The sequence below is a fragment of the Bacillus sp. BS3(2021) genome (assembly GCF_021043345.1).
Lineage (GTDB): Bacteria > Bacillota > Bacilli > Bacillales > Bacillaceae > Bacillus > Bacillus paralicheniformis.
The window spans coordinates 34,355-58,014 of sequence record NZ_JAJNDM010000007.1 but is presented as its reverse complement, the minus strand read 5'-3'; the positions used below and the strand labels follow the sequence as shown (position 1 = coordinate 58,014).

Annotated in this window: 22 protein-coding genes; 11 read left to right on the top strand and 11 right to left on the bottom strand. The window is 47.1% G+C overall.

All coding sequences use genetic code 11. The annotated features are described in order from the left end of the window. The first annotated feature begins 151 nt into the window (after window positions 1-151). From LQ247_RS15995 to LQ247_RS15985, 3 genes are all read left to right on the top strand, one after another. Window positions 152-1,795 carry a M14 family metallopeptidase gene (locus tag LQ247_RS15995; RefSeq protein WP_231006263.1) on the top strand — a complete coding sequence of 548 codons (1,644 nt, stop codon included), beginning with the start codon at window positions 152-154 and terminating at the stop codon, window positions 1,793-1,795. A 128-nt stretch (window positions 1,796-1,923) separates the two neighbouring features. Continuing rightward, complete coding sequence (locus LQ247_RS15990; RefSeq protein WP_020450533.1) at window positions 1,924-3,021, top strand: nitric oxide synthase oxygenase; 1,098 nt, start codon at window positions 1,924-1,926, stop codon at window positions 3,019-3,021. Between the two features lie 15 nt (window positions 3,022-3,036). After that, window positions 3,037-4,071, top strand: coding sequence for a glycosyl hydrolase family 18 protein (locus LQ247_RS15985; protein ID WP_231006261.1), 1,035 nt, complete (start codon window positions 3,037-3,039; stop codon window positions 4,069-4,071). Window positions 4,072-4,111: 40 nt separating this feature from the next. On the opposite strand, the gene LQ247_RS15980 is transcribed toward LQ247_RS15985, so the two are convergent. The 3 genes from LQ247_RS15980 to LQ247_RS15970 form a co-directional block, all read right to left on the bottom strand. Continuing rightward, window positions 4,112-4,750 carry an SdpI family protein gene (locus tag LQ247_RS15980; RefSeq protein WP_020450535.1) on the bottom strand — a complete coding sequence of 213 codons (639 nt, stop codon included), beginning with the start codon at window positions 4,748-4,750 and terminating at the stop codon, window positions 4,112-4,114. Beyond that, window positions 4,747-5,031, bottom strand: coding sequence for an autorepressor SdpR family transcription factor (locus LQ247_RS15975; RefSeq protein ID WP_020450536.1), 285 nt, complete (start codon window positions 5,029-5,031; stop codon window positions 4,747-4,749). Before LQ247_RS15975 ends, LQ247_RS15980 begins: the two co-directional genes overlap by 4 nt. Before the next feature lie 107 nt (window positions 5,032-5,138). Beyond that, complete coding sequence (locus LQ247_RS15970; RefSeq protein WP_020450537.1) at window positions 5,139-5,411, bottom strand: acylphosphatase; 273 nt, start codon at window positions 5,409-5,411, stop codon at window positions 5,139-5,141. Between the two features lie 111 nt (window positions 5,412-5,522). Here LQ247_RS15970 and LQ247_RS15965 point away from each other — a divergent pair, with 111 nt between their 5' ends. Further along, window positions 5,523-6,173: an MOSC domain-containing protein gene (locus tag LQ247_RS15965; protein ID WP_035336959.1), complete on the top strand. Its 651-nt coding sequence runs from the start codon at window positions 5,523-5,525 to the stop codon at window positions 6,171-6,173. 40 nt (window positions 6,174-6,213) lie between these two features. Here the strand turns inward: LQ247_RS15965 and LQ247_RS15960 are convergent, their stop codons facing one another. The 4 genes from LQ247_RS15960 to LQ247_RS15945 all read right to left on the bottom strand — a co-directional run bounded on the left by LQ247_RS15960 (window position 6,214) and on the right by LQ247_RS15945 (window position 9,554). Further along, window positions 6,214-6,345: a DUF2639 domain-containing protein gene (locus LQ247_RS15960; RefSeq protein WP_003179731.1), complete on the bottom strand. Its 132-nt coding sequence runs from the start codon at window positions 6,343-6,345 to the stop codon at window positions 6,214-6,216. Between the two features lie 130 nt (window positions 6,346-6,475). Further along, window positions 6,476-6,631, bottom strand: a complete 156-nt coding sequence (locus LQ247_RS15955) for a hypothetical protein (protein WP_020450539.1) — start codon at window positions 6,629-6,631, stop codon at window positions 6,476-6,478. Between the two features lie 83 nt (window positions 6,632-6,714). After that, window positions 6,715-7,467: a type I methionyl aminopeptidase gene (map, locus tag LQ247_RS15950; protein WP_035336955.1), complete on the bottom strand. Its 753-nt coding sequence runs from the start codon at window positions 7,465-7,467 to the stop codon at window positions 6,715-6,717. A gap of 125 nt (window positions 7,468-7,592) precedes the next feature. Beyond that, window positions 7,593-9,554, bottom strand: a complete 1,962-nt coding sequence (locus tag LQ247_RS15945) for an LTA synthase family protein (protein ID WP_035336953.1) — start codon at window positions 9,552-9,554, stop codon at window positions 7,593-7,595. Window positions 9,555-9,816: 262 nt separating this feature from the next. Between LQ247_RS15945 and LQ247_RS15940 the strand changes: the two genes are divergently transcribed. The 7 genes from LQ247_RS15940 to LQ247_RS15910 all read left to right on the top strand — a co-directional run bounded on the left by LQ247_RS15940 (window position 9,817) and on the right by LQ247_RS15910 (window position 19,297). After that, the gene (locus LQ247_RS15940; RefSeq protein WP_020450542.1) at window positions 9,817-10,194 is read left to right on the top strand and encodes a J-domain-containing protein; all 378 of its coding nucleotides are present in this window, start codon (window positions 9,817-9,819) and stop codon (window positions 10,192-10,194) included. A 70-nt stretch (window positions 10,195-10,264) separates the two neighbouring features. Beyond that, window positions 10,265-11,677, top strand: coding sequence for an alanine/glycine:cation symporter family protein (locus LQ247_RS15935; protein ID WP_020450543.1), 1,413 nt, complete (start codon window positions 10,265-10,267; stop codon window positions 11,675-11,677). Between the two features lie 188 nt (window positions 11,678-11,865). After that, window positions 11,866-13,278, top strand: a complete 1,413-nt coding sequence (gene treP / locus LQ247_RS15930) for a PTS system trehalose-specific EIIBC component (RefSeq protein WP_039073274.1) — start codon at window positions 11,866-11,868, stop codon at window positions 13,276-13,278. A gap of 71 nt (window positions 13,279-13,349) precedes the next feature. After that, a complete protein-coding gene (gene treC / locus LQ247_RS15925; RefSeq protein WP_020450545.1) occupies window positions 13,350-15,038 on the top strand; it encodes an alpha,alpha-phosphotrehalase in 1,689 nt (562 codons plus the stop codon). Between the two features lie 21 nt (window positions 15,039-15,059). Further along, window positions 15,060-15,776, top strand: a complete 717-nt coding sequence (treR, locus tag LQ247_RS15920; RefSeq protein WP_020450546.1) for a trehalose operon repressor — start codon at window positions 15,060-15,062, stop codon at window positions 15,774-15,776. A gap of 105 nt (window positions 15,777-15,881) precedes the next feature. After that, on the top strand, window positions 15,882-16,574 hold the full coding sequence (locus LQ247_RS15915) for an N-acetyltransferase (RefSeq protein WP_023855753.1): 693 nt from the start codon (window positions 15,882-15,884) through the stop codon (window positions 16,572-16,574). 482 nt (window positions 16,575-17,056) lie between these two features. Further along, the gene (locus tag LQ247_RS15910; protein WP_231006260.1) at window positions 17,057-19,297 is read left to right on the top strand and encodes an NTTRR-F1 domain; all 2,241 of its coding nucleotides are present in this window, start codon (window positions 17,057-17,059) and stop codon (window positions 19,295-19,297) included. A 178-nt stretch (window positions 19,298-19,475) separates the two neighbouring features. Here the strand turns inward: LQ247_RS15910 and LQ247_RS15905 are convergent, their stop codons facing one another. The 4 genes from LQ247_RS15905 to LQ247_RS15890 form a co-directional block, all read right to left on the bottom strand. Next, window positions 19,476-20,567, bottom strand: a complete 1,092-nt coding sequence (locus LQ247_RS15905) for a DegT/DnrJ/EryC1/StrS family aminotransferase (RefSeq protein WP_026580666.1) — start codon at window positions 20,565-20,567, stop codon at window positions 19,476-19,478. After that, on the bottom strand, window positions 20,564-21,106 hold the full coding sequence (locus LQ247_RS15900) for an acyltransferase (RefSeq protein ID WP_026580665.1): 543 nt from the start codon (window positions 21,104-21,106) through the stop codon (window positions 20,564-20,566). The genes LQ247_RS15905 and LQ247_RS15900 overlap by 4 nt, the downstream gene beginning before the upstream one ends. A 17-nt stretch (window positions 21,107-21,123) precedes the next feature. Further along, entirely contained in the window at window positions 21,124-22,098 is a 975-nt protein-coding gene (locus tag LQ247_RS15895) for an NAD-dependent epimerase/dehydratase family protein (RefSeq protein WP_095293063.1), read from the bottom strand. Between the two features lie 66 nt (window positions 22,099-22,164). Continuing rightward, window positions 22,165-23,538: a glycosyltransferase gene (locus LQ247_RS15890; RefSeq protein ID WP_231006259.1), complete on the bottom strand. Its 1,374-nt coding sequence runs from the start codon at window positions 23,536-23,538 to the stop codon at window positions 22,165-22,167. Between the last annotated feature and the right edge of the window lie 122 nt (window positions 23,539-23,660).

The window sequence follows — 23,660 nt, the reverse complement described above, 5'->3', positions numbered from 1 at the left end:
AAAACTAACCATTTACATGTGATGATGGCCATCCATCGTTCTATATTTCGGATGTTGTTGTATACCAAAGGAATCATTTTCTGAAATTTTAGACAAAATAAGCTGATATTTCATTTATAATGCAGGTATGCCTGAAAGGAGCTGAGAAAAGATGAACATTCAAAAAAGGGTCCAAGCTTTGCTGGCAGCTGCGGCAATGTTTGCAGGACTGATGGTGTCTGATGCGGTTCACGCTGCGGAAACCCCTTACTATGGAAAGAACTATACTCAGCCAGAGCAAGTGTCATCATTATATCCGGAGCCGGAAGAAACTTTCTCGACCCCTGCTTTTGTGAAAGAAGGGGAAGCCTTTACGACACAAGAAGAAATGATGAAGTTTATAACCAGTCTGACAAAGAAAAGCCCGAATGTCAAAATCGGGAATATCGGTTTTTCAATTGAAAAAAGAAATATTCCCGTGCTTTATTTCACAAAGGATAAGCAAATACGTTCCATATCAAAAAAACCGACCGTCTGGCTGCAAGGACAGATACACGGAAATGAGCCGGCAGCGGGAGAATCGGTCCTGGCGATGGCTGAAAAACTGGCCGGGCCGTACGGCGACAAAGTGTTGGACAAGATCAATGTCATCGTCGTTCCGCGGGTCAATCCTGACGGCTCGTATCAGTTTAACAGACGGCTGGCGAGCGGAATCGACGGAAACAGGGATCATGTTAAGCTTGAATCTCCGGAAGTCCGCGCCATTCACCAGGAGTTCAATCAATATTCGCCTGAAGTCGTTATTGATGCCCATGAATACGGTGTCGGCCAAAACGAATTTCAAAGCGTAGGCGAAAAAGGGTCATTAAAATACCATGATATTTTAATTTTATCAGGAAAAAACTTAAACATTCCCGAATCGATCAGGTATGCGTCTGACAGCCTTTATGTGAACGGCGTCAGAGCTAAACTTGATGAAAAAGGTTTTTCTAATGATGCATATTATACGACAGGAAAAAGCAAGGACGGAAAAATCGAAATCTATGAAGGCGGTACTGAAGCGAGAATCGGACGTAATGCATTCGGCCTCCAGCCTGCTCTTTCCTTCCTAGTGGAAAGCAGGGGGATAGACATCGGACGCGAAAATTTTGCAAGAAGAGTCGCGGCTCAGGTTGCTACGCATGAGACGATCATCGACACGACAGTGAAGCATGCAGCCGAGATCAAGCGCCTTGTCGCCAAAGAAAAATTAAAGCTGATAAAAAATGGTGCAAAAGTGAGCGATAAAGACCAAGTGGTCATCAACAGTGAGTTTGCAGGGCCGTATAAAGAAACGCTGAAAGTCGCTGATATCGCTTCAGGACAAGCAGTTGACGTTCCTGTCCAATATTACAGCGCTTCGGAAGCCGTCCCTGTGCTGTCAAGAACACGTCCGACCGCTTACCTTGTCCTTCCGGGCCATCAAGATATTGAGCAGAAGCTGAAGGATCAGGGATTAAAAAGCGTGACACTTCCTTTCAAACAAAAGCTCACCGCTGAAGCGTATGAGGTTTTATCGAAAGAAACATCGGGAGAATCTGAGGGCCGGCCTGTGATCAAGGTGGAAACGAAGCTTAAAAAACAGAAAAAAGAGTTTCCAAAAGGAACAAAAATCTATTTTACAGCACAGCCGCAAAGCAATCTGCTGTCGATTGCGCTTGAGCCGGAATCGGTTGACAGTTATGTAAGCACGGGTTACATCCCTTCTCAAACAGGCAAACAGCTGCCGGTTTACCGCTTCATGCTGAACACCAAAACGCTTAACATTAAGGAATAATCATCAGGCATCCGTCTTTGACGGATGCTTTTTAGCGGTTTTTTGTCTTTTCATACATAATGGTTTTAAACTGAGATTGAAACCTATACAATAAATATCAGTCTGAAATCTGGAAGGAGAGAATCCGGTTGGAATCATATGAAGAATTATGGAGGGAAGCCAAGACCTTCATCGAGCTCTGCTACGGGGAACTGTCGAAGTCCGAAGAAGAAACAAGGATGCGCTTACATAAAATAGACGAAGAAATCAGAGAAACCGGAAGCTATACACATACATTAGAAGAAATCGAACATGGCGCGAAAATGGCATGGAGAAACAGCAGCCGCTGCATCGGCCGGCTGTTTTGGCACTCTCTTACTGTCATCGATCAAAGAGGCGTTCAAACCGAGGCAGAGGTGCGGGATGCGCTTTTTCACCATATAGAGCTTGCGACAAACGGAGGGAAAATCAGACCGTTCATTACGATTTTTCCCCCGGAACAAAGCGGGCAAAAAAAAGTGTCCATTTGGAACCATCAGCTGATCAGGTATGCGGGGTATGAAACGGAGCAAGGTGTCATCGGCGATCCGGCATCATTGGAACTGACAAAAGCGTGTGAAGCGCTCGGCTGGAAAGGCGAAGGTACGCCTTTTGACGTTTTGCCGCTTGTTTTTCAAATAGATGGCCATCCCCCTGTGTGGTATGAGCTGCCTCGCGAAATCGTCAAAGAGGTCAGGATTGAACATCCGGAGATTGAAGGCTTTAAAAGTCTGGGGCTGAAGTGGTACGGTGTGCCGATTATAGCCGATATGAAGCTGGAGGTCGGAGGAATTCATTATAATGCCGCCCCGTTTAACGGCTGGTATATGGGAACGGAAATCGGAGCGCGCAACCTCGCGGATACAGACCGCTATAATGTACTCGAAAAAGTGGCAGCCATTATGGGACTTGATACGGAACGGAATACTTCGCTGTGGAAAGACAAGGCGCTTGTTGAATTAAATACGGCGGTGCTTCACTCTTATAAAAATGCCGGCGTCAGCATTGTTGACCACCATACCGCGGCAAGCCAATTCAAGCGGTTCGAGGAGCAGGAAGCTGAAGCGGGAAGGGAGCTTTCAGCAAGCTGGACATGGCTGATTCCGCCGTTATCTCCGGCAGCGACCCATATCTTTCACAGCTATTATGAAAATAAAACGCTTAAACCGAATTACTTTTATCAGGAAAAGCCTTATTCGAACGATTGAGAGGACGAATAGACAATGAGAAAAATCTACTTGCTATGCAGCGTATTCGCTGTATGTTTAACGATGCTTACATATACAGAAACAGAAGCAAAAGCGGCCAAAATCGTACTCGGCTATACAACAGGGGAAGCAGCTTCCTATCAATCGCTGACGGCATACCATCACTATATCAATGCCGCAGCTCTCGACACCTACGCGTTTAATCAAAAAGGAGATATCATCGGAGACACTCCGAAAAAACAATTATCGTTTGCAAAGAAGAAACGCCTCAAGACGTGGGCGGTCATTTCAAACTACAACGAATCCATTCACGATTTTGACGGGAATCTGGCATCAACGGTCATGTCCGACAAAACGGCGCGGCAGCACTTTACAGAACAGCTTATTACGCTTGCGAAGAAGCAGTCGTTTACCGGAATTAATATTGATTTTGAAGCTGTAAAGCCGAACGAGAGAGCTAAATACTCAAGCTTCATCCGTCATGTCGCAGCCGCTTTGAAAAAACACAAGATCAAAACGATGGTTTCGGTACCGGCGAAGAGTGCAGATGACCGAAAAGATGGATGGAGCTGGCCGTATGATTATGCGGAAATCGGAAAATCAGCTGACTATGTTCAAGTCATGACCTACGATGAACACGGGATCTGGAGCGAGCCGGGCTCTGTTGCCGGAATGAACTGGGTCAAAAGCTCATTAGCATATGCGGTGAAAACGATCAAAGCCGAAAAAGTCATTATGGGCATCCCCTCATACGGGAATGATTGGGATTTAATATCCCGAAAGAACAGCAAATTGAAGCAGTGGAACGACGTGAAGGCGCTTAAGAAAAAAGTGAAGGCTAAGCCTGTATATGATAAAAGATCGGGGTCGATGAGATTTTCTTATACAGATCAACACAAACACCGCCATGTCGTTTGGTATGAAGATGAAAAAACGATTGCGGCGAAAAGCCGCCTGGCCATGCGATATAAAATCGCAGGAGTTTCCGTCTACTCGATGGGACATGAATCGGCCTCTTTTTGGCAGGCGGTGCGGAAGGGAATAAAATAAAGGCTCCAATTCGGAGCCTTCTTTTTCATTTATTCTCATGTCAGCTTTTCATATTGATTTCTTTCCGGTACAGGACATAAGAATAAATATAGGGCGCGAAAACCGTTGCCAAAATAACCGGAAGCATGATTTCTGGGCTGATAGATAACAATCCGTCCGCAATGATCAGCAGTCCTGCTAAAGTAAATACTTTCGCCGCAAATCTGTGGGTTTTTTTCCAGATTGAATCGCTGCTCAATGTCCAAGGGTTTTTGATCCCGAAAAAAAAGTTTGAGCGGATTCTCGGGAGGTAATTGCCTATGACAATGAGTAGAGCGCCTACTAGAACCGGTACAATGCTGCCAGCGGGCAGATCATACCCGAGCCCTGTCATGATTACAAGCACGTTGATCAGGGAAAATAGAATCAGCATGGCATTGATGAGAAGGTAATAAGTCTTTGAAAAAAGCTGATAGTTTTTTCTGCGCGGATCGATTTTTGGCGTTAAGAACATCAACACATACACAAAAACGAGCAGCCCGGTCATGATAAGCATTGCTTCCATTTTTGAAGCATAACTGTCGACTTCTCCCGAAAATGACCAATGAATTGGAACTTGATCGGAAATGTGCGGATAAGCGATGGCCCACATGATTAGATTTATGGCGATTATAGCGAGTGAAAAGATGTGTTTTCTCATTTGGCATCCCCTTTATCTTTGCCGGCTTGCTCAGTAAAACTGAAAGCCCAGCCGATGATTTCTTGAAATATTGTGGTGTTCAGCGAGTAAATGATGTATTGGCCTTTTTTTTCATCTTGAATTAATTCAGCCTGTTTTAAAATTTTTAAATGCTGAGATATACTTGGTTTAGACATTTGAAACTGGTCAGATATTTCACCGGCGGTCATATCCCGATCCTTCAGCAGATTTAAAATTTTTCTTCTCGTCGGGTCAGCTAGAGCCTTAAAGGTTTGGTTCATATTCAGCATCCTTGGAATTAAGTATTTAGCTATTTAACTAAATACTAAAATAAAAGAGGAATTTAGTCAAGATTCGTTTGAAAAATCCGCCATCTCCGGCGGATTTTTCAATAGCTGATATTAAACTTGTGGAATCCGTCAATCTCTTTTGTTTCTTCGACATTCACGTCCGTTACTTTTGAGAAGGGACTTCCTTTTTGAATCGCTTTTAAAAATGGCTTCAGGCTTTCCTCGGGTCCTTCGGCGCGGATTTCAACTGTGCCGTTGTCGCGGTTCCGGACCCAGCCGGTCAATTTGTGCTTATCTGCTTCCATTTGAACAAAATAGCGAAATCCCACGCCCTGAACGCGTCCGTCTACAATGATTCTGTATTGAAGCATCGAGAACACTCCTTTTCTTTTATGCTACCATATTTCTCATTTTGAGATCATGGGATAGACATGTTTCGGATAAATCGTTAAAATATGAAAATAAAGGAAGGGCGTGAGGTTTTGGAGCATCAGGAGTATGAAATTTTATCTATTCATGTAGGCCGTCCGCACACATACGAATTCGACGGAAAACAGGTGGAAACGGCAATCGTGAAGGAGCCTGTCGGCGGACCCGTATATTTGAGCCGTACGAATTTTGAAGGGGACGGGCAGGCGGATCTGATTCACCACGGGGGAGTGGATAAAGCGGTTTGCGTCTATCCGGCGGACCACTACATGTATTGGGAAAGCGTCTTGAAGCGGAAGCTGCCGGAGGCGGCATTTGGAGAAAACGTGACGGTTAAAGGGCTCACCGAAAAAGATGTGTGCATCGGTGATATCTTCAAGCTGGGGGAGGCTCTTGTTCAAGTCAGCCAGCCGCGCCAGCCTTGTTTCAAGCTTGCCAAACGGCTGAATCAAAAAGATATGGTGTTACAGGTGAGGGACACCGGGTTCAGCGGATTTTATTTCAGGGTTCTCGAAGAAGGAATCGTTGCGCCCGATTCCGGGCTGCAGCTCGTTTCAAGAGATGCGCATGAAGCCACAGTTTCGTACGCCAACCATTTGATGTACCATGACAGGGGCAATCACCCCGCCATTCGGAAGATCCTTGAGGTTGAAGCGCTGTCGGAAAGCTGGAGAAGCTCATTTTTAAAGGAGCTGAGCGCATAAAAACAAGCCGTGTCCGAAAAGGAGCACGGCTTTAACATGTTTATTTTTTGACGCTTTCAAGCAGGTTGGCCAAAAAGTGTTTTTTATAGCTTTGAAGCTTTCTTCCTTCATACTTTGTCATTCCCAGCTTTTTCAGTTCTTCTACATACCAGCCTTTGCTTCCGTAATGCATGGCAGAAAACTCCCTTCTATAATTCGATGCAATTGGCATTCTAACATCTATAGAAAAACACTGAAAAGGGATAGGCGGCAATTTTTAAAAACTGAGTCTTTCGTCGTAGTTTGGAAGTTTGAGGAAGGCTTCAGCCGTGTGTCAAACTGGTGACGATCATCACAATGATTGAGATGCTGAGGACGATTCCGATATATTTTAAGAAGCCGTTCTTTTTTTTATGAGCATATACGATTAACAGGATGCTCTCGATGAAAAAGATCAGCCCGATGATGGCAAACAGCATGCGGTAAAGCTCCTTTCGGCACAGTTTGTCTTTTATTTTAGCATAAAAGCCCGGACTTCTATGAGCCGGGCTTTTTCACGTAATCAGTCAAGCTGTGTTAAAATGATCGGTTCGTTTTTCGTAATGACGATCGTATGCTCGATCTGTGCCACAAAGCTGCCGTCAGGCGTTTTGAATGTCCAGCCGTCTCCGGCTTCGATGGTATGCTCGGCTTTTGTGGAAACAAACGGCTCAAGGGCGATGACGGTTCCGTTTTTAAAGAGCGCATTATCAAACGGGTCATAGTAATTTAAGATATGGTTGGGCGCTTCATGGAGGTTCTTTCCAATCCCGTGTCCCGTCAGGTTTTTAATGACGGTAAATCCGTTTGCTTTTGCTTCATTGTATACGGCTCTGCCGATTTGGTTTTGTTTCTTGCCGGCGCGCGCCTGCAAAAGTCCCTTTTGAAATGCGCTTTCCGCGCTTTGGCAAAGCTTGTGCAGCGTTTCATCGCCTTTTCCGAGTACAAATGAAATGCCCGTATCAGAATAGTAGCCGCCAAATTCAGCGGAGATGTCGATGTTGATCAAATCCCCTTCTTTTAAAATCGTGGATTCGCTTGGGATGCCGTGGGCGACTTCATCGTTCACACTGATGCACGTCGTTCCTGGGAAATCGTATTCTTTTTCCGGAGCCGGTGCGGCGCCATGAGCCTCAAGCACTTCTTTACCGATGAGGTCCAGCTCTTTTGTGCTCATGCCGGGTGCTGCTTTTGCCTTCATTTCCTCCCTGGCTAAAGCGACGATTCTGCCTATTTTCTTGAGCCCTTCCAGCTCTTGGTCATTTGTTACAATCACAATTCATTCCCGCTTTCTTTTTTTATATTCCATTTCAAGCTTACCATATCTGCTTGCGAAAAAGGAACAGAGCGGCTTCAAGACAAAAAAAAGCACCCGCTTATAAATAAGCGGGTGCTGTCTGTTTATTGTCCGGAATCTGATTTCGTAGTTTGCGCCGCATCAGATTCTGATGTTTTCGGATTGTGGTTGGTGTAGTCGTAGTCGCTCGGGTTGATCGCTTTAAAGCCTTTCGGTTTATAAAAGCGCAGCAAATCTCCGTCGACGATTTTATCCGACATTTCGAGTTCTTTTTTCACGGACTCATCGATGTTCGGATCGATGTCTTTTTCGTTCAGAAGCTCTCCTGTTTTCGTGTCGTAGTAGTTACCGTTCGTTTTCGTATATTCCGGAGAAACGAAATCGCCGTTGCGGAACGGAATAACTTCACGGTGTTCCGGTGACAGAAGGTCTGAACCGCTCATCAGGTAATCTTTCGTATTCACGCCCATCAAATGAAGCAGGGTAGGGGCTACATCGACTTCGCCGCCGTATTTATTGGATTTGATTCCCTTGACCCCAGGCGCGTGGATGAACAGCGGAACCCTTTGCAATTGGGCATTTTCATATGGTGTGATGTCTTTGCCCAATACTTTGGCCATCGCTTTGTTGTGATTTTCCGAAATACCGTAGTGGTCTCCGTACATGACGACAATCGTATTATCATACAGTCCGGATTTTTTCAGATCGTTGAAAAATTGTTCAATGGCCTGATCCATGTAGTTGGCCGACTGGAAATAATGGTCAACGACGCTGTCGCCGGTATCGCCGGCAGGGAAGTCTGTATCGCCTTCATCCATCTCGAACGGAAAATGGTTCGAAAGGGTGATAAACTTCGTATAGAACGGCTGTTTCAGGCTTTTCAACAGCGGCATTGATTCTTCAAAGAACGGTTTATCTTTCAATCCGTAGTTTTTCGTTTTATCTTCGCTCATATCGTAATACGTAGCGTCAAAGAATTTGTCATAACCGATGGCTTTATACATTTCATTGCGGTTCCAGAACGTTTTGTAGTTGCCGTGGAATGCCGCTGATGTATAGCCTTGAGACTTCAAAATGGCCGGAGTCGACTGCAGCGTGTTTTGCGCTTTATTAATGAACACTGACCCTTGTGATAAAGGATACAGCGAGTTGTCCATCATAAATTCCGCGTCAGACGTTTTACCTTGTCCTGTTTGGTGGAAAAAGTTATCAAAATAAAACGTTTCATTGTCATGCGCCAGTGAATTTAAGAACGGCGTGACTTCCTTGCCGTCGATCTTATAGTCGATCGCGAACGTCTGAAGTGATTCCAGTGAAATGTAAACCACGTTCATGCCTTTCGCTTTTCCGAAGTATTCGGCATTCGGCTTATCATGATTGGCTTTAATATAGTTCTCTACTTCCGTCACGTCGCTGGAGCTTGCCAGTGCGCGCTGGCTGTTTGACTTGATATTCTGCACCGCATCATAGATTGTGAAGTTGTAGGTTCCCAAATATTTCACAAGGTAGTTGCGGTCAAAAGAACGGGTCAGAAGCTCCGGACGATCAATCTCGGCAACGGCCAGGTTGACGAGGAAGACAAGGACGCTTGTTCCCATCACAATTTTAAACGGGCGCTTCGTTGTTGTTTCAGAAGGTCTGTTATAGAAAACAGCCAGCCCGATTAAAATAAAGGTATCGATGAAATACAAAACATCAAGCGGGTGCATGAGCGAGAAGATGCTGTCACCGAGCTGTCCCCCGTTTGTTTTTGCCTGCATGATCGTAGGCAGCGTGATAAAGTCGCTGAAAAATCTGTAGTATACGACGTTTGCATATAGCAAAAAAGACATTAAAAAATGAATCACTATAATCGCTGTCTGCTGTATTTTTTTCTTGAACAAGAGTCCTAATCCAAGAAAGAACAAGCTTGAGCTAATCGGATTCACAAAAAGCAAAATCTGTTGTACTGTGTTGGTTATTCCTAAATTAAATTCAATTACATACGCAGCATAAGTTTTCAGCCATAGCAATATGGCGGCTATCAGGAAGAAGGCAAGACCTCTTTCCTTAATAAATCTTTTCAATTGTTACACTCCTTTTTTCCGGATCAGTAAAAAACCATCGGAACGAAAGAAAAAAACGAATGTATAAAATATACCATGAAATACCGATTTAGAAAAGCGGAAATCAACCTTGTGAAAAGAAGCGCAAAACCCCTGGTAAATCAGGGTTTTACAGTTTTCTGAAAAACATTTGGGAATATTTTACGCTTGTCTTGCATTGGCGGGAACGCATCTTTATGGCAGACTGTTGTTAGTATATGAACGAAAGGGGAGGATGTAGACCATGGATTTTTCGAGCATTGTTTCAGAAGATAAGATTAAGCGGGCCATTAAGGACGGCGAATTCGAAGGGCTTCCGGGAATGGGGAAACCCTTGAAAAAAGACGATGCCGCCCATGTTCCAGAGCATCTCCGCATGGCTTACCGGGTGATGAAAAACGCCGGAATGACGGGGGACGAAGGGGCTTTGAAGAAAGAGCTGATGACAATTGACGACTTAATCGCAAAGTGCGCGGATGAAGACGAGCGCGATCGTTTAATTGAGAGAAAAACAGAAACGCGGCTCAGGCTCGACAGGCTCGCCGATAAAAAAGGCATGTTTTCCAAACCTGCCTCAGCGTTTTATAAAGAAAAAGTGTACCGAAGGCTCAGCGGGAAATAAAAAAGAGCTGAGCAGGTTTATTTCTGTCCTATAGTGGTATTGACCCATAAACGAATAAAAGGGTGATAGGATGGAACGATTGTTGAACTGGGTTGAATACATATCAGATTGGCTTTGGGGGCCGCCGCTCATCATACTGCTGACAGGAACGGGAGTCTATTTAACGATCCTGCTGAAATTTTTTCAATTTCGCTATCCTCTCTATATCTTTAAGCAGACGATCGGAAGCGTCGGCAAAAAGCCGAAAGGAGAAGGGACGGTTACACCGTTGCAAGCTTTGACATCGGCTCTCAGCTCAACAGTCGGCGCCGCCAATATCGTCGGTGTGCCTGCGGCGATCATGTTCGGTGGTCCGGGAGCCGTGTTTTGGATGTGGCTGGTCGCTCTGTTTGCCATGGCGATCAAGTTTTCGGAAAGCGTCCTCGCCGTCCACTACAGAGAAAAAAACGAAGAAGGCGAATATGTCGGGGGGCCGATGTATTACATTACAAAAGGACTTTCTATGAAATGGCTCGGCGTCTTTTTTTCGGTCGCGCTGATGATCGAGCTCGTTCCGAGCATCATGGTGCAGGGAAATTCGGTTTCCGCATCATTAGCTGAGTCGTTTTCATTCAATCGTTTATACACCGGAATCGGGATTGCTTTTTTGATCGGTTTAGTGGTGATCGGAGGGATTAAACGGATTGGAAAAGTGACAGAGCTTGCGGTTCCGCTTATGGCAGGGGCGTACATCGGGGCCGGTTTCCTGATTGTCGTCATGAACCTTTCTTCTGTACCCGCATTTTTCTCTCTCATCTTTTCGAATGCGTTTACATCTTCTTCGGCATTCGGCGGCTTTGCAGGTGCGGCGGTTGCTGAAACCGTTCGCTGGGGATTTGCACGTGGACTTTATTCCAACGAAGCCGGGATGGGGACGGCGCCGATTGCGCATGCGGCGGCGATGACCGACCACCCTGTGAGACAGGGATTCTGGGCGGTGATCGGCATTGTGGTCGATACGCTGCTGATATGCACGACCACAGCCTTCGTTGTGCTCGCATCAGGCGTTTGGACCGCTGAAAATGCTGCGAGCAATCCAGGGGCACTGGCGGCAGCCGCATTCCGCAGCTATTTCGGCCCTGTGGGCGGATACTTCGTCTCCGTCTCGCTCGTTTTCTTTGTCTTATCAACGATCACAGTGGTCATTTTTTACGGAGTAAAACAAGCTGAATTTCTGTTCGGACGGCTCGCGGGGCATATGATTAAATTCGTCTATCTGGGCGCCGTCATCATCGGGGCTGCCGGAGGAGCAAAGGCAATATGGGGATTCCTTGATCTTGCGCTCGTTTTCATTCTTATTCCGAATATTTTGGCGGTGCTGCTCTTGAGCAAAAAAGTAAGGTCTTTATATGATGAGTTTTTTACATCAGAAAAGTATTATTTGAAAGACATCGGTCAGCAGGACTGCGCAGATGAACGTGATGAAAAAGTGAACAATTTATGATCTCAGCCGGTTGTTCCCGGCGTATAAATCGGAGGAAGCCTTGCTGTCCTTCGTTTTATGAAGGGAACGGCCGGGCCTTTTTTATTTTTGAAAGCGCTATAAAAATATGTTGACTACTTGTATATACAAGAATACAATATAGGTATAACATGTATATACAAGTTATAAGAGGAGAAGGAGGGATTGGAATGACTGATTTAAATCAATCAGCGCGACGGATTGTCGATGCTGTCGGCGGTGCGGACAACATTGCAGCGGTAACCCATTGTGTGACGCGTCTGCGATTTGCACTGCTCGATGAAAGCAAAGTCAATCAAGAGGTGTTGGAGCAAATAGATGTTGTCAAAGGATCGTTTTCAACGAACGGCCAATTCCAAGTGGTGATCGGCCAAGGAACGGTCAACAATGTATACGCGGAGCTGGTGAAGGCCACAGGAATCGGCGAATCGTCAAAAGATGACGTCAAGAAAGCCTCAGAGAAAAATATGAATCCTTTACAGCGTGCTGTGAAAACGCTTGCAGATATTTTTATTCCAATATTGCCGGCGATTGTCACCGCCGGACTGTTGATGGGAATCAACAATATCCTGACGGCTCAAGACATTTTCTTCAGCGGAAAATCGATCGTTGAAGTCTATCCTGAATGGGCGGATCTCGCCAATATGATTAACTTGATTGCGGGAACGGCTTTCGCATTTCTCCCGGCATTAATCGGCTGGTCGGCCGTCAAGCGGTTTGGCGGAAATCCGCTGCTCGGCATCGTGCTGGGCGTCATGCTTGTGCATCCTGATTTGTTAAACGCTTGGGGATACGGGGCTGCCGAGCAAAGCGGAGAGATTCCTGTCTGGAATTTATTCGGTCTGGAAGTGCAGAAGGTCGGCTATCAGGGGCAGGTGCTTCCCATTTTGCTCGCATCTTATTTGCTTGCAAAAATTGAGCGCTTTTTGACAAAGCGGACGCCTGAGAGCATTCAGCTCCTTGTTGTGGCGCCGATTACGCTGCTTGTCACAGGTTTTGCTTCATTTATTGTCATTGGACCGATTACATTTGCCATCGGAAATGTCTTAACATCAGGCCTTATTGCTGTCTTTGAACAATTTGCCGTACTGGGCGGACTGTTATACGGCGGACTTTACGCCGCTCTCGTCATTACCGGAATGCATCATACATTCCTTGCCGTTGACCTTCAACTGATCGGATCAAAGCTCGGCGGAACATTTTTATGGCCGATGCTGGCGCTGTCCAATATCGCACAAGGTTCAGCCGCGCTTGCGATGATGTTTATTGTCAAAGATGAGAAGCAGAAAGGTCTGTCCTTGACATCCGGCATTTCAGCTTATCTTGGAATTACCGAACCGGCGCTGTTCGGGGTGAATCTCAGATACAGATTTCCGTTCGTGATCGCGATGATCAGCTCGGGGATTGCCGGAATGTTCATTTCCTCGCAAGGGGTTTTGGCAAGCTCGGTCGGCGTCGGCGGTGTACCCGGAATTTTCTCCATCATGAGCCAATACTGGGGAGCGTTTGCAATCGGGATGGCGATCGTGCTGATCGCGCCGTTCGCCGGAACATACCTCTATGCAAAATTAAAAATGAAATAAGAGAGGGAGAGGGCGCGCATATTTGTCAGCCCTTTTCCCATTTCATAAAGAAGAAAACGGTGGTGTTGAAAATGGAAACGAAAGAAAATCCATGGTGGAAAAAAGCAGTCGTCTATCAGATTTATCCGAAAAGCTTTAAAGATACAACAGGTAACGGTGTCGGCGACATTCGCGGCATCATCGAAAAGCTCGACTACATCAAGGAGCTCGCCTGTGATGTCATTTGGCTGACGCCGATTTATCAATCGCCGCAAAATGACAACGGCTATGACATCAGCGACTATTACAACATTCATGAAGAATATGGAACAATGGCCGACTTTGAAGAGCTTCTAGAAGAGGCTCACAAACGCGGCATAAAGGTGATCATGGATCTTGTCGTCAACCATACATCAACAGAGCACAAATGGTTTAAAGAAGCAGCGTCCGGAAAAGAAAATCCGTATCGCGACTTTTATATTTGGAAGGACATGAAGCCGGACGGTGCCCCGCCGACAAACTGGGAATCGAAGTTCGGCGGTTCGGCGTGGGAGTTTCATGAAGAGACCGGACAGTATTATCTCCATCTCTATGATGTGACACAGGCGGATTTGAATTGGGAGAACGATGAAGTCAGAAAAAAAGTGTACGAGATGATGCATTTCTGGTTTGAAAAAGGAATCGACGGCTTCAGACTTGATGTCATCAATGTCATCTCAAAAGACCAGCGTTTCCCTGATGATGACGAGGGGGACGGGCGCAGATTTTATACGGACGGGCCGAGGGTTCACGAGTTTTTGAATGAAATGAACAGGGAGGTCTTTTCAAAATACGACAGCATGACGGTCGGGGAAATGTCATCGACGACAATCGCAGATTGCATCCGGTATACAAACCCTGAAAGCCGGGAGCTCGATATGGTGTTTAACTTTCACCATTTAAAGGCCGACTATCCAAACGGGGAAAAATGGGCGCTGGCGGATTTTGATTTTCTAAAGCTGAAGAAGATTCTTTCTGAATGGCAGACTGAAATGCATAAAGGAGGCGGGTGGAACGCATTGTTCTGGTGCAACCACGACCAGCCGCGGATCGTCTCACGCTACGGAGACGACGGAAAATACCGCATAAAATCTGCGAAAATGCTGGCAACCGCAATTCATATGCTTCAGGGAACGCCATACATTTACCAGGGAGAAGAGCTCGGGATGACCAACCCGAAATTCGATGACATCTCTCTTTATCGGGATGTCGAATCTCTCAATATGTACCGTCTGCTGAAAGAAGCAGGAAAGCCGGAAGCCGAAATCATCGAAATCCTGAAAGCGAAGTCCCGTGATAATTCAAGGACGCCGGTGCAGTGGAACGGAGAAAAAAATGCCGGGTTTACGACGGGGACACCGTGGATTTCGGTGCCTGCCAACTACAAAGAAATCAACGCAGAAAAAGCGCTCAGCGATCCTGACTCGATTTTCTACCATTATAAAAAGCTGAATAAGCTCCGCAAGGAATTCGATATCATCACAACCGGAGATTATCAGCTGATTCTGGAAGACGATCAAGCACTTTATGCGTATTTGAGAAACGGAGCGGATGAAAAACTGCTGGTGATCAATAATTTTTACGGGAAAGAGACCGAGTTTCAGCTCCCTGATGATATTGATATTGACGGCTATGATGCCAAGGTTCTCATTTCCAATGACACCGATCTTCCCGAGTCATTTACACGCTTTAAAGTGAAACCGTATCAATCGATTGTTTATCATCTCGCCAAACCATGCTAAACTAAGCGTGGTGGTAAAAAAATGAAGATCAACAAGTATATGATGATTTACAAACAAATTGCAGAACAAATCGATCAAAGCATACTGAATGCCGGAGATATCCTGCCGTCTGAAAACGACCTTGCCGAACAGCACGACACCTCGAGGGAAACGGTTCGGAAAGCGCTGAATGTGCTTGCCCAGAACGGATATATTCAAAAGATCAAAGGAAAAGGGTCAGTCGTGCTGCACAGGGAGAAAATGCAGTTCCCGGTTTCCGGTTTGGTCAGCTTTAAGGAACTTTCAGAAACGCTTGGCAAAGAGACAAGCACGACGGTCCACGAGTTCGGCTTGACGCATCCGGATGCATATATTCAAAAGCAGCTTCGCACTTCTGGAGATGAAGAGGTATGGCGGGTCGTCAGATCGCGGAATATTAACGGAGAGCGCATCATCCTGGATAAAGACTATTTTATCCGCAAGCATGTGCCGCTCTTGACGAAAGAAATATGCGAGGACTCGATCTACCAATACCTTGAAGGTGAATGCGGGCTCGTCATCAGCTATGCCCATAAGGAAATTGTGGTCGAGCCATGTACGGCTGAGGATCAAGAATATTTGGATTTGAACGGATACGAACACATTGTGGTTGTGAAGAATTTTGTTTTCCTTGATGATACAACCTTGTTTCAATATACGGAAAGCAGACACCGCTTGGATAAATTCCGTTTTGTCGATTTTGCAAGAAGAGAAAAGTAGCACGGTGCGCCTGACGGCGGCCGTGTTTTTTTATGCAGCCGTTTCTCATCACGTCCGCATTGAATATGCTACAGCAGGTGTAAATGAGAAATGGAGGATGTATCAATGATTCATGAAACCGTAAAGATCGGAAAGAACGTGGTATTGGGAGAGCAGGCTGTCATTGAAGAAAATGTGGTCATCGGGGACAACGTAACAATCGGTCATCATGCCATTATTAAAAAGGATACTCAGATCGGCAGCGGGGTGAAAATCGGCGATTTGGCCGTCCTTGGCAAAGCGGCTTCTTCAAATAAAAAAATGGCCCGCCAGCCGAAGCAGGCGGGAGCGCCTTTGCGGATAGAAGATGATGCCGTAGTCGGTGCGAGTGCTGTTATATACCGGGACGTGCTGTTGGAAAAAGGCGTTTTTGTGGGAGACATGGCGAGCATTCGCGAAAATGTTGCGATCGGAAGAGAAAGCATTATAGGACGCAACGCGATGGTTGAAAACAATACTAAAATTGGAAAGAGAGTGACGATTCAAACGGGCTGTTATATCACCGCTGATATGACGATCGAAGATGAAGTGTTTATCGGTCCTTGCTGTTCCACATCAAATGATAAATATATGGGAATGGGAAACTACCCGTATCAAGGTCCAACTATTAAAAGAGGAGCGAAAATCGGAAACAACGCAACATTGCTGCCGGCGGTCGTCATCGGGGAGCATGCGGTCATCGGAGCGGGCGCCGTCATAACAAAAGATGTTCCCGCAGGCAAAACGGCTGTGGGCAATCCAGGCCGGTTGCTGAAATGACGGTTTTTCAATCTTAGCCGTGTTAAATAATGTGACTGATGGCGGAACAGCCACTTCATATATTGCTCAATTTGTTCCGGCAAGAGGGGGTGAAGGGAAAGAGTTTATAGAAACGGAACTTTATTTCAAATCAGAATATTCAATAGAAGTCTCGCAGCGGATGGTACACAAAGATTTCCATTGGCTAGTAAAATTGTTGATACAGCTCCGCAGCAGCATTAATAGAGATTTAAATCTATTCGGTTCCCTTGAAGGGAAGGGGAAAGCTAAATGGAGCTTTCCCCTTAAGTTTCATATTAAGTAAAAGGACGTTGTTGTTAAAATTAATATATTTTGCTTCTCTCAGATTTAGCTGCTATAAATGTGTTTTAATCATATGGAAAATAACGTGACCGAGCTTAGCAAGGAGACATAGTATATGTTAGCTTCATTCTCGAAAAGGGAATTGAAGCTAATCTAATGAAAGGGAGGTAAAATCCTAGATGTCGATCCAAAATTTGGTTGTAAACGGCAGCTTTGAAAACGGGGCACTTCCACCCTGGGTAGGCCAAAATGCAACCGTCACAACTCAATTTTCCCATTCAGGTTTTTGGTCGGCAAGATTACTGGGCGGGGCTGTTACTTCTTTTATTGCACAATTTGTTCCAGTAGATGCAGGAGAAGGTTTGGAATTTTTAGTTTCTCTAGCTAAAGAAGGTTTTCCTGCTCCATCGCCTCAGGTGCAAATTCAAGTGTCTTATTTTGATAGTTCATTTAATTTTCTAGGCCAAGGTCTCTTTTTAAATATCCCGTTCAACAGACTACCAATTGTTGAGAATAATACATGGCTTGAAGTCTATCAAACGACGACCCCAGCTCCAGCTGGCTCTACTATGGCTTTCATTTTGATTAATACTTTGCCGCAGGCAGGTACAGCGAATGTCATTGTAGATGATGTAGCACTATTAGATGTAGAAGGCGGAGGAACAGGTCCAACCGGCCCGACAGGTCCAACAGGTCCAACAGGTCCAACCGGCCCAACCGGCCCGACGGGAGCAACCGGCCCAACAGGAGCAACCGGCCCGACGGGAGCAACCGGCCCAACAGGAGCAACCGGCCCGACAGGAGCAACCGGCCCGACGGGAGCGACAGGAGCAACCGGAGCGACAGGCGCAACAGGTCCGACGGGAGCAACCGGAGCGACAGGCGCAACCGGAGCGACAGGCGCAACAGGTCCGACGGGAGCAACCGGAGCGACAGGCGCAACAGGTCCGACAGGAGCAACCGGAGCGACAGGCGCAACAGGTCCGACGGGAGCAACCGGAGCGACAGGCGCAACAGGTCCAACAGGCGCAACCGGCCCAACAGGTCCGACGGGAGCAACGGGAGCGACAGGCGCAACCGGAGCGACAGGCGCAACCGGAGCGACAGGAGCGACAGGAGCAACCGGAGCGACAGGAGCAACCGGTCCGACGGGAGCAACCGGAGCGACAGGCGCAACAGGTCCGACAGGAGCAACCGGAGCGACAGGAGCAACCGGTCCGACGGGAGCAACCGGAGCGACAGGAGCAACAGGTCCGACAGGAGCAACCGGAGCGACAGGAGCAACCGGAGCGACAGGAGCAACAGGTCCGACGGGAGCAACGGGAGCGACAGGAGCAACCGGCCCGACAGGAGCAACCGGCCCGACAGGTGCAACGGGAGCAACCGGTCCGACGGGAGCAACCGGCGCAACGGGAGCAACCGGCCCGACAGGTCCAACGGGAGCGACAGGCGCAACGGGAGCAACGGGAGCGACAGGCCCAACAGGTCCGACGGGAGCAACGGGAGCGACAGGAGCAACCGGCCCGACAGGAGCAACAGGTCCAACCGGCGCAACGGGAGCGACAGGTCCAACAGGTCCAACCGGCCCAACAGGTCCGACGGGAGCAACCGGTCCAACAGGCGCAACGGGAGCGACAGGCGCAACCGGAGCGACAGGCCCAACAGGTCCGACGGGAGCGACAGGAGCAACCGGCCCAACGGGAGCAACGGGAGCGACAGGAGCAACCGGTCCGACGGGAGCAACCGGCCCGACAGGAGCAACGGGAGCGACAGGAGCAACGGGAGCGACAGGAGCAACCGGCCCGACAGGAGCAACCGGTCCAACAGGCGCAACGGGAGCGACAGGCCCAACAGGTCCGACGGGAGCAACTGGCCCGACAGGAGCAACCGGGGCAACCGGAGCAACGGGAGCGACAGGAGCAACCGGCCCGACAGGCCCAACCGGAGCAACGGGAGCAACCGGCCCAACGGGAGCAACCGGCCCGACAGGCCCAACCGGAGCAACGGGAGCAACCGGCCCGACAGGCCCAACCGGAGCAACGGGAGCAACCGGCCCAACGGGAGCAACCGGCCCGACGGGAGCAACAGGTCCGACGGGAGCAACCGGGGCAACCGGAGCAACGGGAGCAACCGGTCCAACCGGAGCAACTGGAGCGACAGGAGCAACCGGTCCAACAGGTCCAACCGGAGCGACAGGTCCAACAGGTCCAACAGGTCCAACCGGCCCAACAGGTCCGACGGGAGCAACAGGTCCAACCGGAGCAACGGGAGCGACAGGTCCAACTGGCCCGACAGGTCCAACTGGCCCAACAGGTCCAACTGGCCCGACAGGTCCAACTGGCCCGACAGGTCCAACTGGCCCGACGGGTCCAACTGGCCCGACAGGTCCAACCGGCCCAACAGGTCCAACCGGCGCTTAATATTTAACGACTATTAGCAAATATTTTCCGTTTGTTTTTCCGGAACTTCGCTGGAATGCTATGCGAATGATTCAGGGGGCAGTAAACCTATGGTTTACTGCCTTTTTTCTATTGCTTATTTCTAAGAATAAAAAAAACATCCCTGTCACTATTTTGTGAAAGGGATGTTTTTGATTGATTAGACTTTACGTTGGCTAAATGATTGAATGGCTGAGACTACCTGCTCCACATTGACTTGGTCATGACAGGGGAGGGTGATCGTATTTTGTTCAAGAAAAATGGAATTGGGTTTAATCTGTCTGTATTTGCGGCGGTAATAGGTAGTGCCGCTTAAGCAATAGGTGCCGAAAGTCGACTCTATATGGCAGTCGCTCAAATATTGAATCAATTCGTCGCGAACGATGTTTTTTGGAATTTTGAAAACGGCGGATTGTGTATTGTGTACAACGTCAGGTCCGATTTTTTGACTTTGGAATCCGAGGGGTTCAAGCTGTTCACTATATGCTTTCTGCTGAAGGTTTCTGCGATGAATGATGTCATCTAGTTTTTGGAGCTGTTTGATTCCAAGAGCGGCTTGGATATCAGATAATCTGTAGTTGTAGCCGAAATCCATAAAATCCAATTGGCCGTCAGAGATAGCGGCGCCATGGTTTAACTTGACTGAAAACCAATCTTTCAACTCTTCCCGGTCGGTTGTAATTGCTCCGCCTTCGCCTGTCGTAAGCAGCTTTCTGGGGTGAAAGCTGAAACAGGTGAGATCGGCAATTTTTCCAGATTTACAGCCGTATTCACTGCTGCCGATCGCACACGCGGCATCATCCACGAGTGGTAAGCTATACTCTTTACATATGTGTTTAATGTTGGTGATGCCTGTCGGGTTTCCAAGAGCATCTACAAAAAGAACGGCTTTTGTCCGGGACGTGATTTGACTTTCCAGCTCTTCTGGAAGCATGTTAAATGTTTCAAGATCAACATCGGCAAAAATCGGCTTAGCACCTAAATCTTCTATTACATTGACAGTGGCGGGAAACGAAAAGTCTGAGACGATCACTTCGTCTCCGGGTTGGACGTTAAGGCTTTTAAGGCACATCGATAAAGCCGTTGTAGCCGATGTTGTTAAAAAAGCATGCTTTGCACTTACATACTGTTTAATATGATCAGCAAATGTTCTGACATAAGGGCCTTTTGTCAGCATGCCGGAGGAAAATATTTCTTTTAATTCTGCTTCCACTTCTTCAAACGTAATATACGGCTCAATCAACCTGATCATGAGCGCTCCTCATCTTTCATCCTTCGGTTTTTGATCACCTTTGCCGGCACGCCTACCGCTATGCTGTACGGGGGAATATGACGATTGACGACGGCATTTGCTCCGATTTTGGAGTGGGCGCCTATCGTAACGCCTGCTAAAATAGACGCACCGATCCCGATGTTGCAGTTTTCTTCAATATGAATTGGAGCAAATGTAAGCGGCGAAAACAAAATGGTACTATCGGGTATATCAGGATCGGTATGGTAGGCGGCGTGTATCCGGACATTCGGACCAATTCCCGCAAATTTTCCGATTGTAACCCCGCCGGCACCGTGTATAAAACATTGCTGACCGATCCAGCTGTTTGAGCCGATGATCAGGTCATGCTTATAATAGCCTTTTAAAATCGTGTCATGGCCGATATAAACGTTATCTCCGATATAGATATTTTCCGGATGAAAAATGCGGACTCCGTCTTCAATAACGACATTTTCGCCGCACCCTCCAAGCTGGGAAAGGGTAAATTCACCTTTTCCTTCGCTTTTCCATTGTTTCAACAAAAGCGCCTCCTTTCTTATTGATCCAAATTTTTTTGAATGCTTTCAGCTGTTCTTGTGATCCCTTCTTCCAGATCTACTTTTGCGCTGAAACCGAGCATTTCTTTTGCTTTATTGACCTGAGGGATGCGAAGTTCAATATCGGCTTCTTTTTTCTCTCCAAAGATGATTTGCGATTTTGATCCAAGAACTCTGATAATCGTGCTTGCCAATCCGTATACAGTGATCACAGTCCGTTCATTGCCGATGTTGAAAGACTCTCCGATGGCTTCTTTCATCGTCAAACAGCGCAATATTCCGTCGATCATGTCATCTACATAACACCAGGCCCGGATTTGCGTTCCGTCGCCGTGAATATAAATCGGCTCATCTAACAGAGCTCTGTGAACCATCGTTTTGATGGCGCCTTCCCCGACTTGTTCCGGTCCATAAACATTAAAAGGGCGGACGGTGACGGTCGGGAGCCCCAGTTCTTTAAAATAGGCATATGCCATATGTTCCTCGGCGAGTTTGCTGACAGCATATGTCCAGCGAGCTTCTCCCACAGCTCCTAAAACAGTATGACTGGTCTCGCGCGCTCTGAAAGCGATTTGGCCGAACACTTCACTCGTACTGAAACAAACGACCCTTTTGCATTCGGTTAAACCTGCAGCCGCTTCTAGCAGATTGGCTGAACCGATCATGTTGACCTGCATCGTTTTAACGGGATTTTGAATGACCGTGTCAATCCCTGCGATGCCGGCGGCGTGGACAATGTGGCTGGCTCCCTGGATCGCCTTTTTAAGCGTGTTCACATCTAAAATGTCTCCCTGCACCACTTTCAAGTGAGGATGGTCCCGGTAAGGTTTATACCGGAGGGAGTCTCTTGAAAAATTGTCGTATACGGTGACGCTGTTGCGCTCTATCAGTTTTCCTATTAAAGAGGATCCGATAAAGCCTGCTCCGCCAGTTATGAAAATATGCTGGCCGGATAACTCTGTCATATCGCTCATCAATTGTTCACCTGCTTGTTTCGTTTTTTTGAATTACAAATCCCGCGACGCGAAAGGTGTTCAATATCATCCCGAAAGTAGCGTCTGATAAACAGCCAGCATTTTTTTGCTGTTTTTCACCATATCATGATGAACTTCTGCATACTTTCTTCCTTTCTGGCCGATTTCCGGCAGCATATCCCGGTTTTTCAGCACATTTTCAATCACTTCTGTAATGTTGTCGGGATTTGCTCTTATGAGAGGCAGTTCGGAAGGATAGTGCTCCTTCATAAAATCACTGACCCAACAGATAACGGGTTTCCCCATTGCCATCGATTCGACGGCAAATAATCCATAGCTGCCGATATGAAGCTGATCAATGATCAAATCCGCCTTTTGATAGATTTTCTTTGCCTGTTCATGAGAAACCCCTCGTACTAGGTGAAAATGAAAATCGTATTTTTCTTTTAAAGACTCCACCGCCTTAAGGATATGGCGGGTTCCTTTTATTCCTGGAGAGGTGGGGGCATGAACGATGAGCGGTTTTTCATTTGATCTGTAGTCGGGAATATAGCGGTCAAGCTGGATCATGGTAGGAATCATGTGGATATGCTCATAATAGTCTTTTACATACTCGTAAAGTTCCATATCGGCGACGATGCAGTGCTGGACATATTGTGAAATTCGTTTGAGGTGATATCGAATTCGCGCTTCGTTTTTCGTTTTGACAACGGCGTATGGATTTGTTTTAGCCAATGTTGAATAAAGCCTCACATCGCTGCCCCAATGATGCATGATCATTGGTTTACCCGCCTGTTTTAAAATGGGATAATCCGACATGTCCAGCGTAAAGCTTGTGCCAAAATGAAAATGGAACAAATCATAGGATGGCAAGAGATCACTGGCAAGCCTTCTCAGCTTCGCATTCATGGCGGGCGTATTGCGTTCTTTCAGCAATGACCAGGTGTAGTCGGCAGCGTAATTTAAATAATAAGGATAGTAATTTAAAGTGTGGGCAAGCGCGCCATGCTGTGAGAGCCCTTTAGCCAAGGTGTTCATTTGGTTGGCGATTTCCATTGTGCCTTGCAAAACGCGGATTTGCCCAGCCGGAGGCTCGGTTTTTTCATGAACAGGAAGATCAAGCTTTGGCCCGCTTTCGGTTTCTGCTCCATCTCCTTTTTGAAGATAGGCCGCGCTCTCTTTTTCCCTTCCGGTGCGCAGGCACACTTTTCCCATCAGCAGATTTAAAGATCTGTTATCAGGAAAAAGGTCAAGCCCCCTCCAGAGCCATAGCCAGGCGTTATGGTCATGGCCGAGATAGACAGAAAGAGAGGCTTGAAGAAAATAAAAATCGGGCTCGTTATGCGAGCCGTCGGCTTCCCACTCTTTTAAGCGCTTCATGGCTTTGTTCCAATCTTTTTGTTCCAGACAATGAATGATGTCTGACTTGAAATCTTTCATGATGACCTCCCATCGATCACGCTGCTTTCAATTTCTCCTTTTAATGGCAGAATAAAAACGCTTTGTGCGCTCTATCATACGTATAAATGAATCTATATGACTGTGTATTTGTGCGAGAGTAT

Bases quoted from the DNA above. Each gene is read 5' to 3' on its own strand.
- treP (WP_039073274.1), top strand. From the start codon at position 11,866: ATGACTGATTTAAATCAATCAGCGCGACGGATTGTCGATGCTGTCGGC.
- treR (WP_020450546.1), top strand. From the start codon at position 15,060: ATGAAGATCAACAAGTATATGATGATTTACAAACAAATTGCAGAACAA.
- LQ247_RS15960 (WP_003179731.1), bottom strand. From the start codon at position 6,345: ATGCATTACGGAAGCAAAGGCTGGTATGTAGAAGAACTGAAAAAGCTG.
- LQ247_RS15980 (WP_020450535.1), bottom strand. From the start codon at position 4,750: ATGAGAAAACACATCTTTTCACTCGCTATAATCGCCATAAATCTAATC.
- LQ247_RS15905 (WP_026580666.1), bottom strand. From the start codon at position 20,567: ATGATCAGGTTGATTGAGCCGTATATTACGTTTGAAGAAGTGGAAGCA.
- treC (WP_020450545.1), top strand. From the start codon at position 13,350: ATGGAAACGAAAGAAAATCCATGGTGGAAAAAAGCAGTCGTCTATCAG.
- LQ247_RS15935 (WP_020450543.1), top strand. From the start codon at position 10,265: ATGGAACGATTGTTGAACTGGGTTGAATACATATCAGATTGGCTTTGG.
- LQ247_RS15915 (WP_023855753.1), top strand. From the start codon at position 15,882: ATGATTCATGAAACCGTAAAGATCGGAAAGAACGTGGTATTGGGAGAG.
- LQ247_RS15955 (WP_020450539.1), bottom strand. From the start codon at position 6,631: ATGCTGTTTGCCATCATCGGGCTGATCTTTTTCATCGAGAGCATCCTG.
- LQ247_RS15940 (WP_020450542.1), top strand. From the start codon at position 9,817: ATGGATTTTTCGAGCATTGTTTCAGAAGATAAGATTAAGCGGGCCATT.
- LQ247_RS15975 (WP_020450536.1), bottom strand. From the start codon at position 5,031: ATGAACCAAACCTTTAAGGCTCTAGCTGACCCGACGAGAAGAAAAATT.
- LQ247_RS15985 (WP_231006261.1), top strand. From the start codon at position 3,037: ATGAGAAAAATCTACTTGCTATGCAGCGTATTCGCTGTATGTTTAACG.
- LQ247_RS15910 (WP_231006260.1), top strand. From the start codon at position 17,057: ATGTCGATCCAAAATTTGGTTGTAAACGGCAGCTTTGAAAACGGGGCA.
- LQ247_RS15995 (WP_231006263.1), top strand. From the start codon at position 152: ATGAACATTCAAAAAAGGGTCCAAGCTTTGCTGGCAGCTGCGGCAATG.
- LQ247_RS15895 (WP_095293063.1), bottom strand. From the start codon at position 22,098: ATGAGCGATATGACAGAGTTATCCGGCCAGCATATTTTCATAACTGGC.
- LQ247_RS15970 (WP_020450537.1), bottom strand. From the start codon at position 5,411: ATGCTTCAATACAGAATCATTGTAGACGGACGCGTTCAGGGCGTGGGA.
- LQ247_RS15890 (WP_231006259.1), bottom strand. From the start codon at position 23,538: ATGAAAGATTTCAAGTCAGACATCATTCATTGTCTGGAACAAAAAGAT.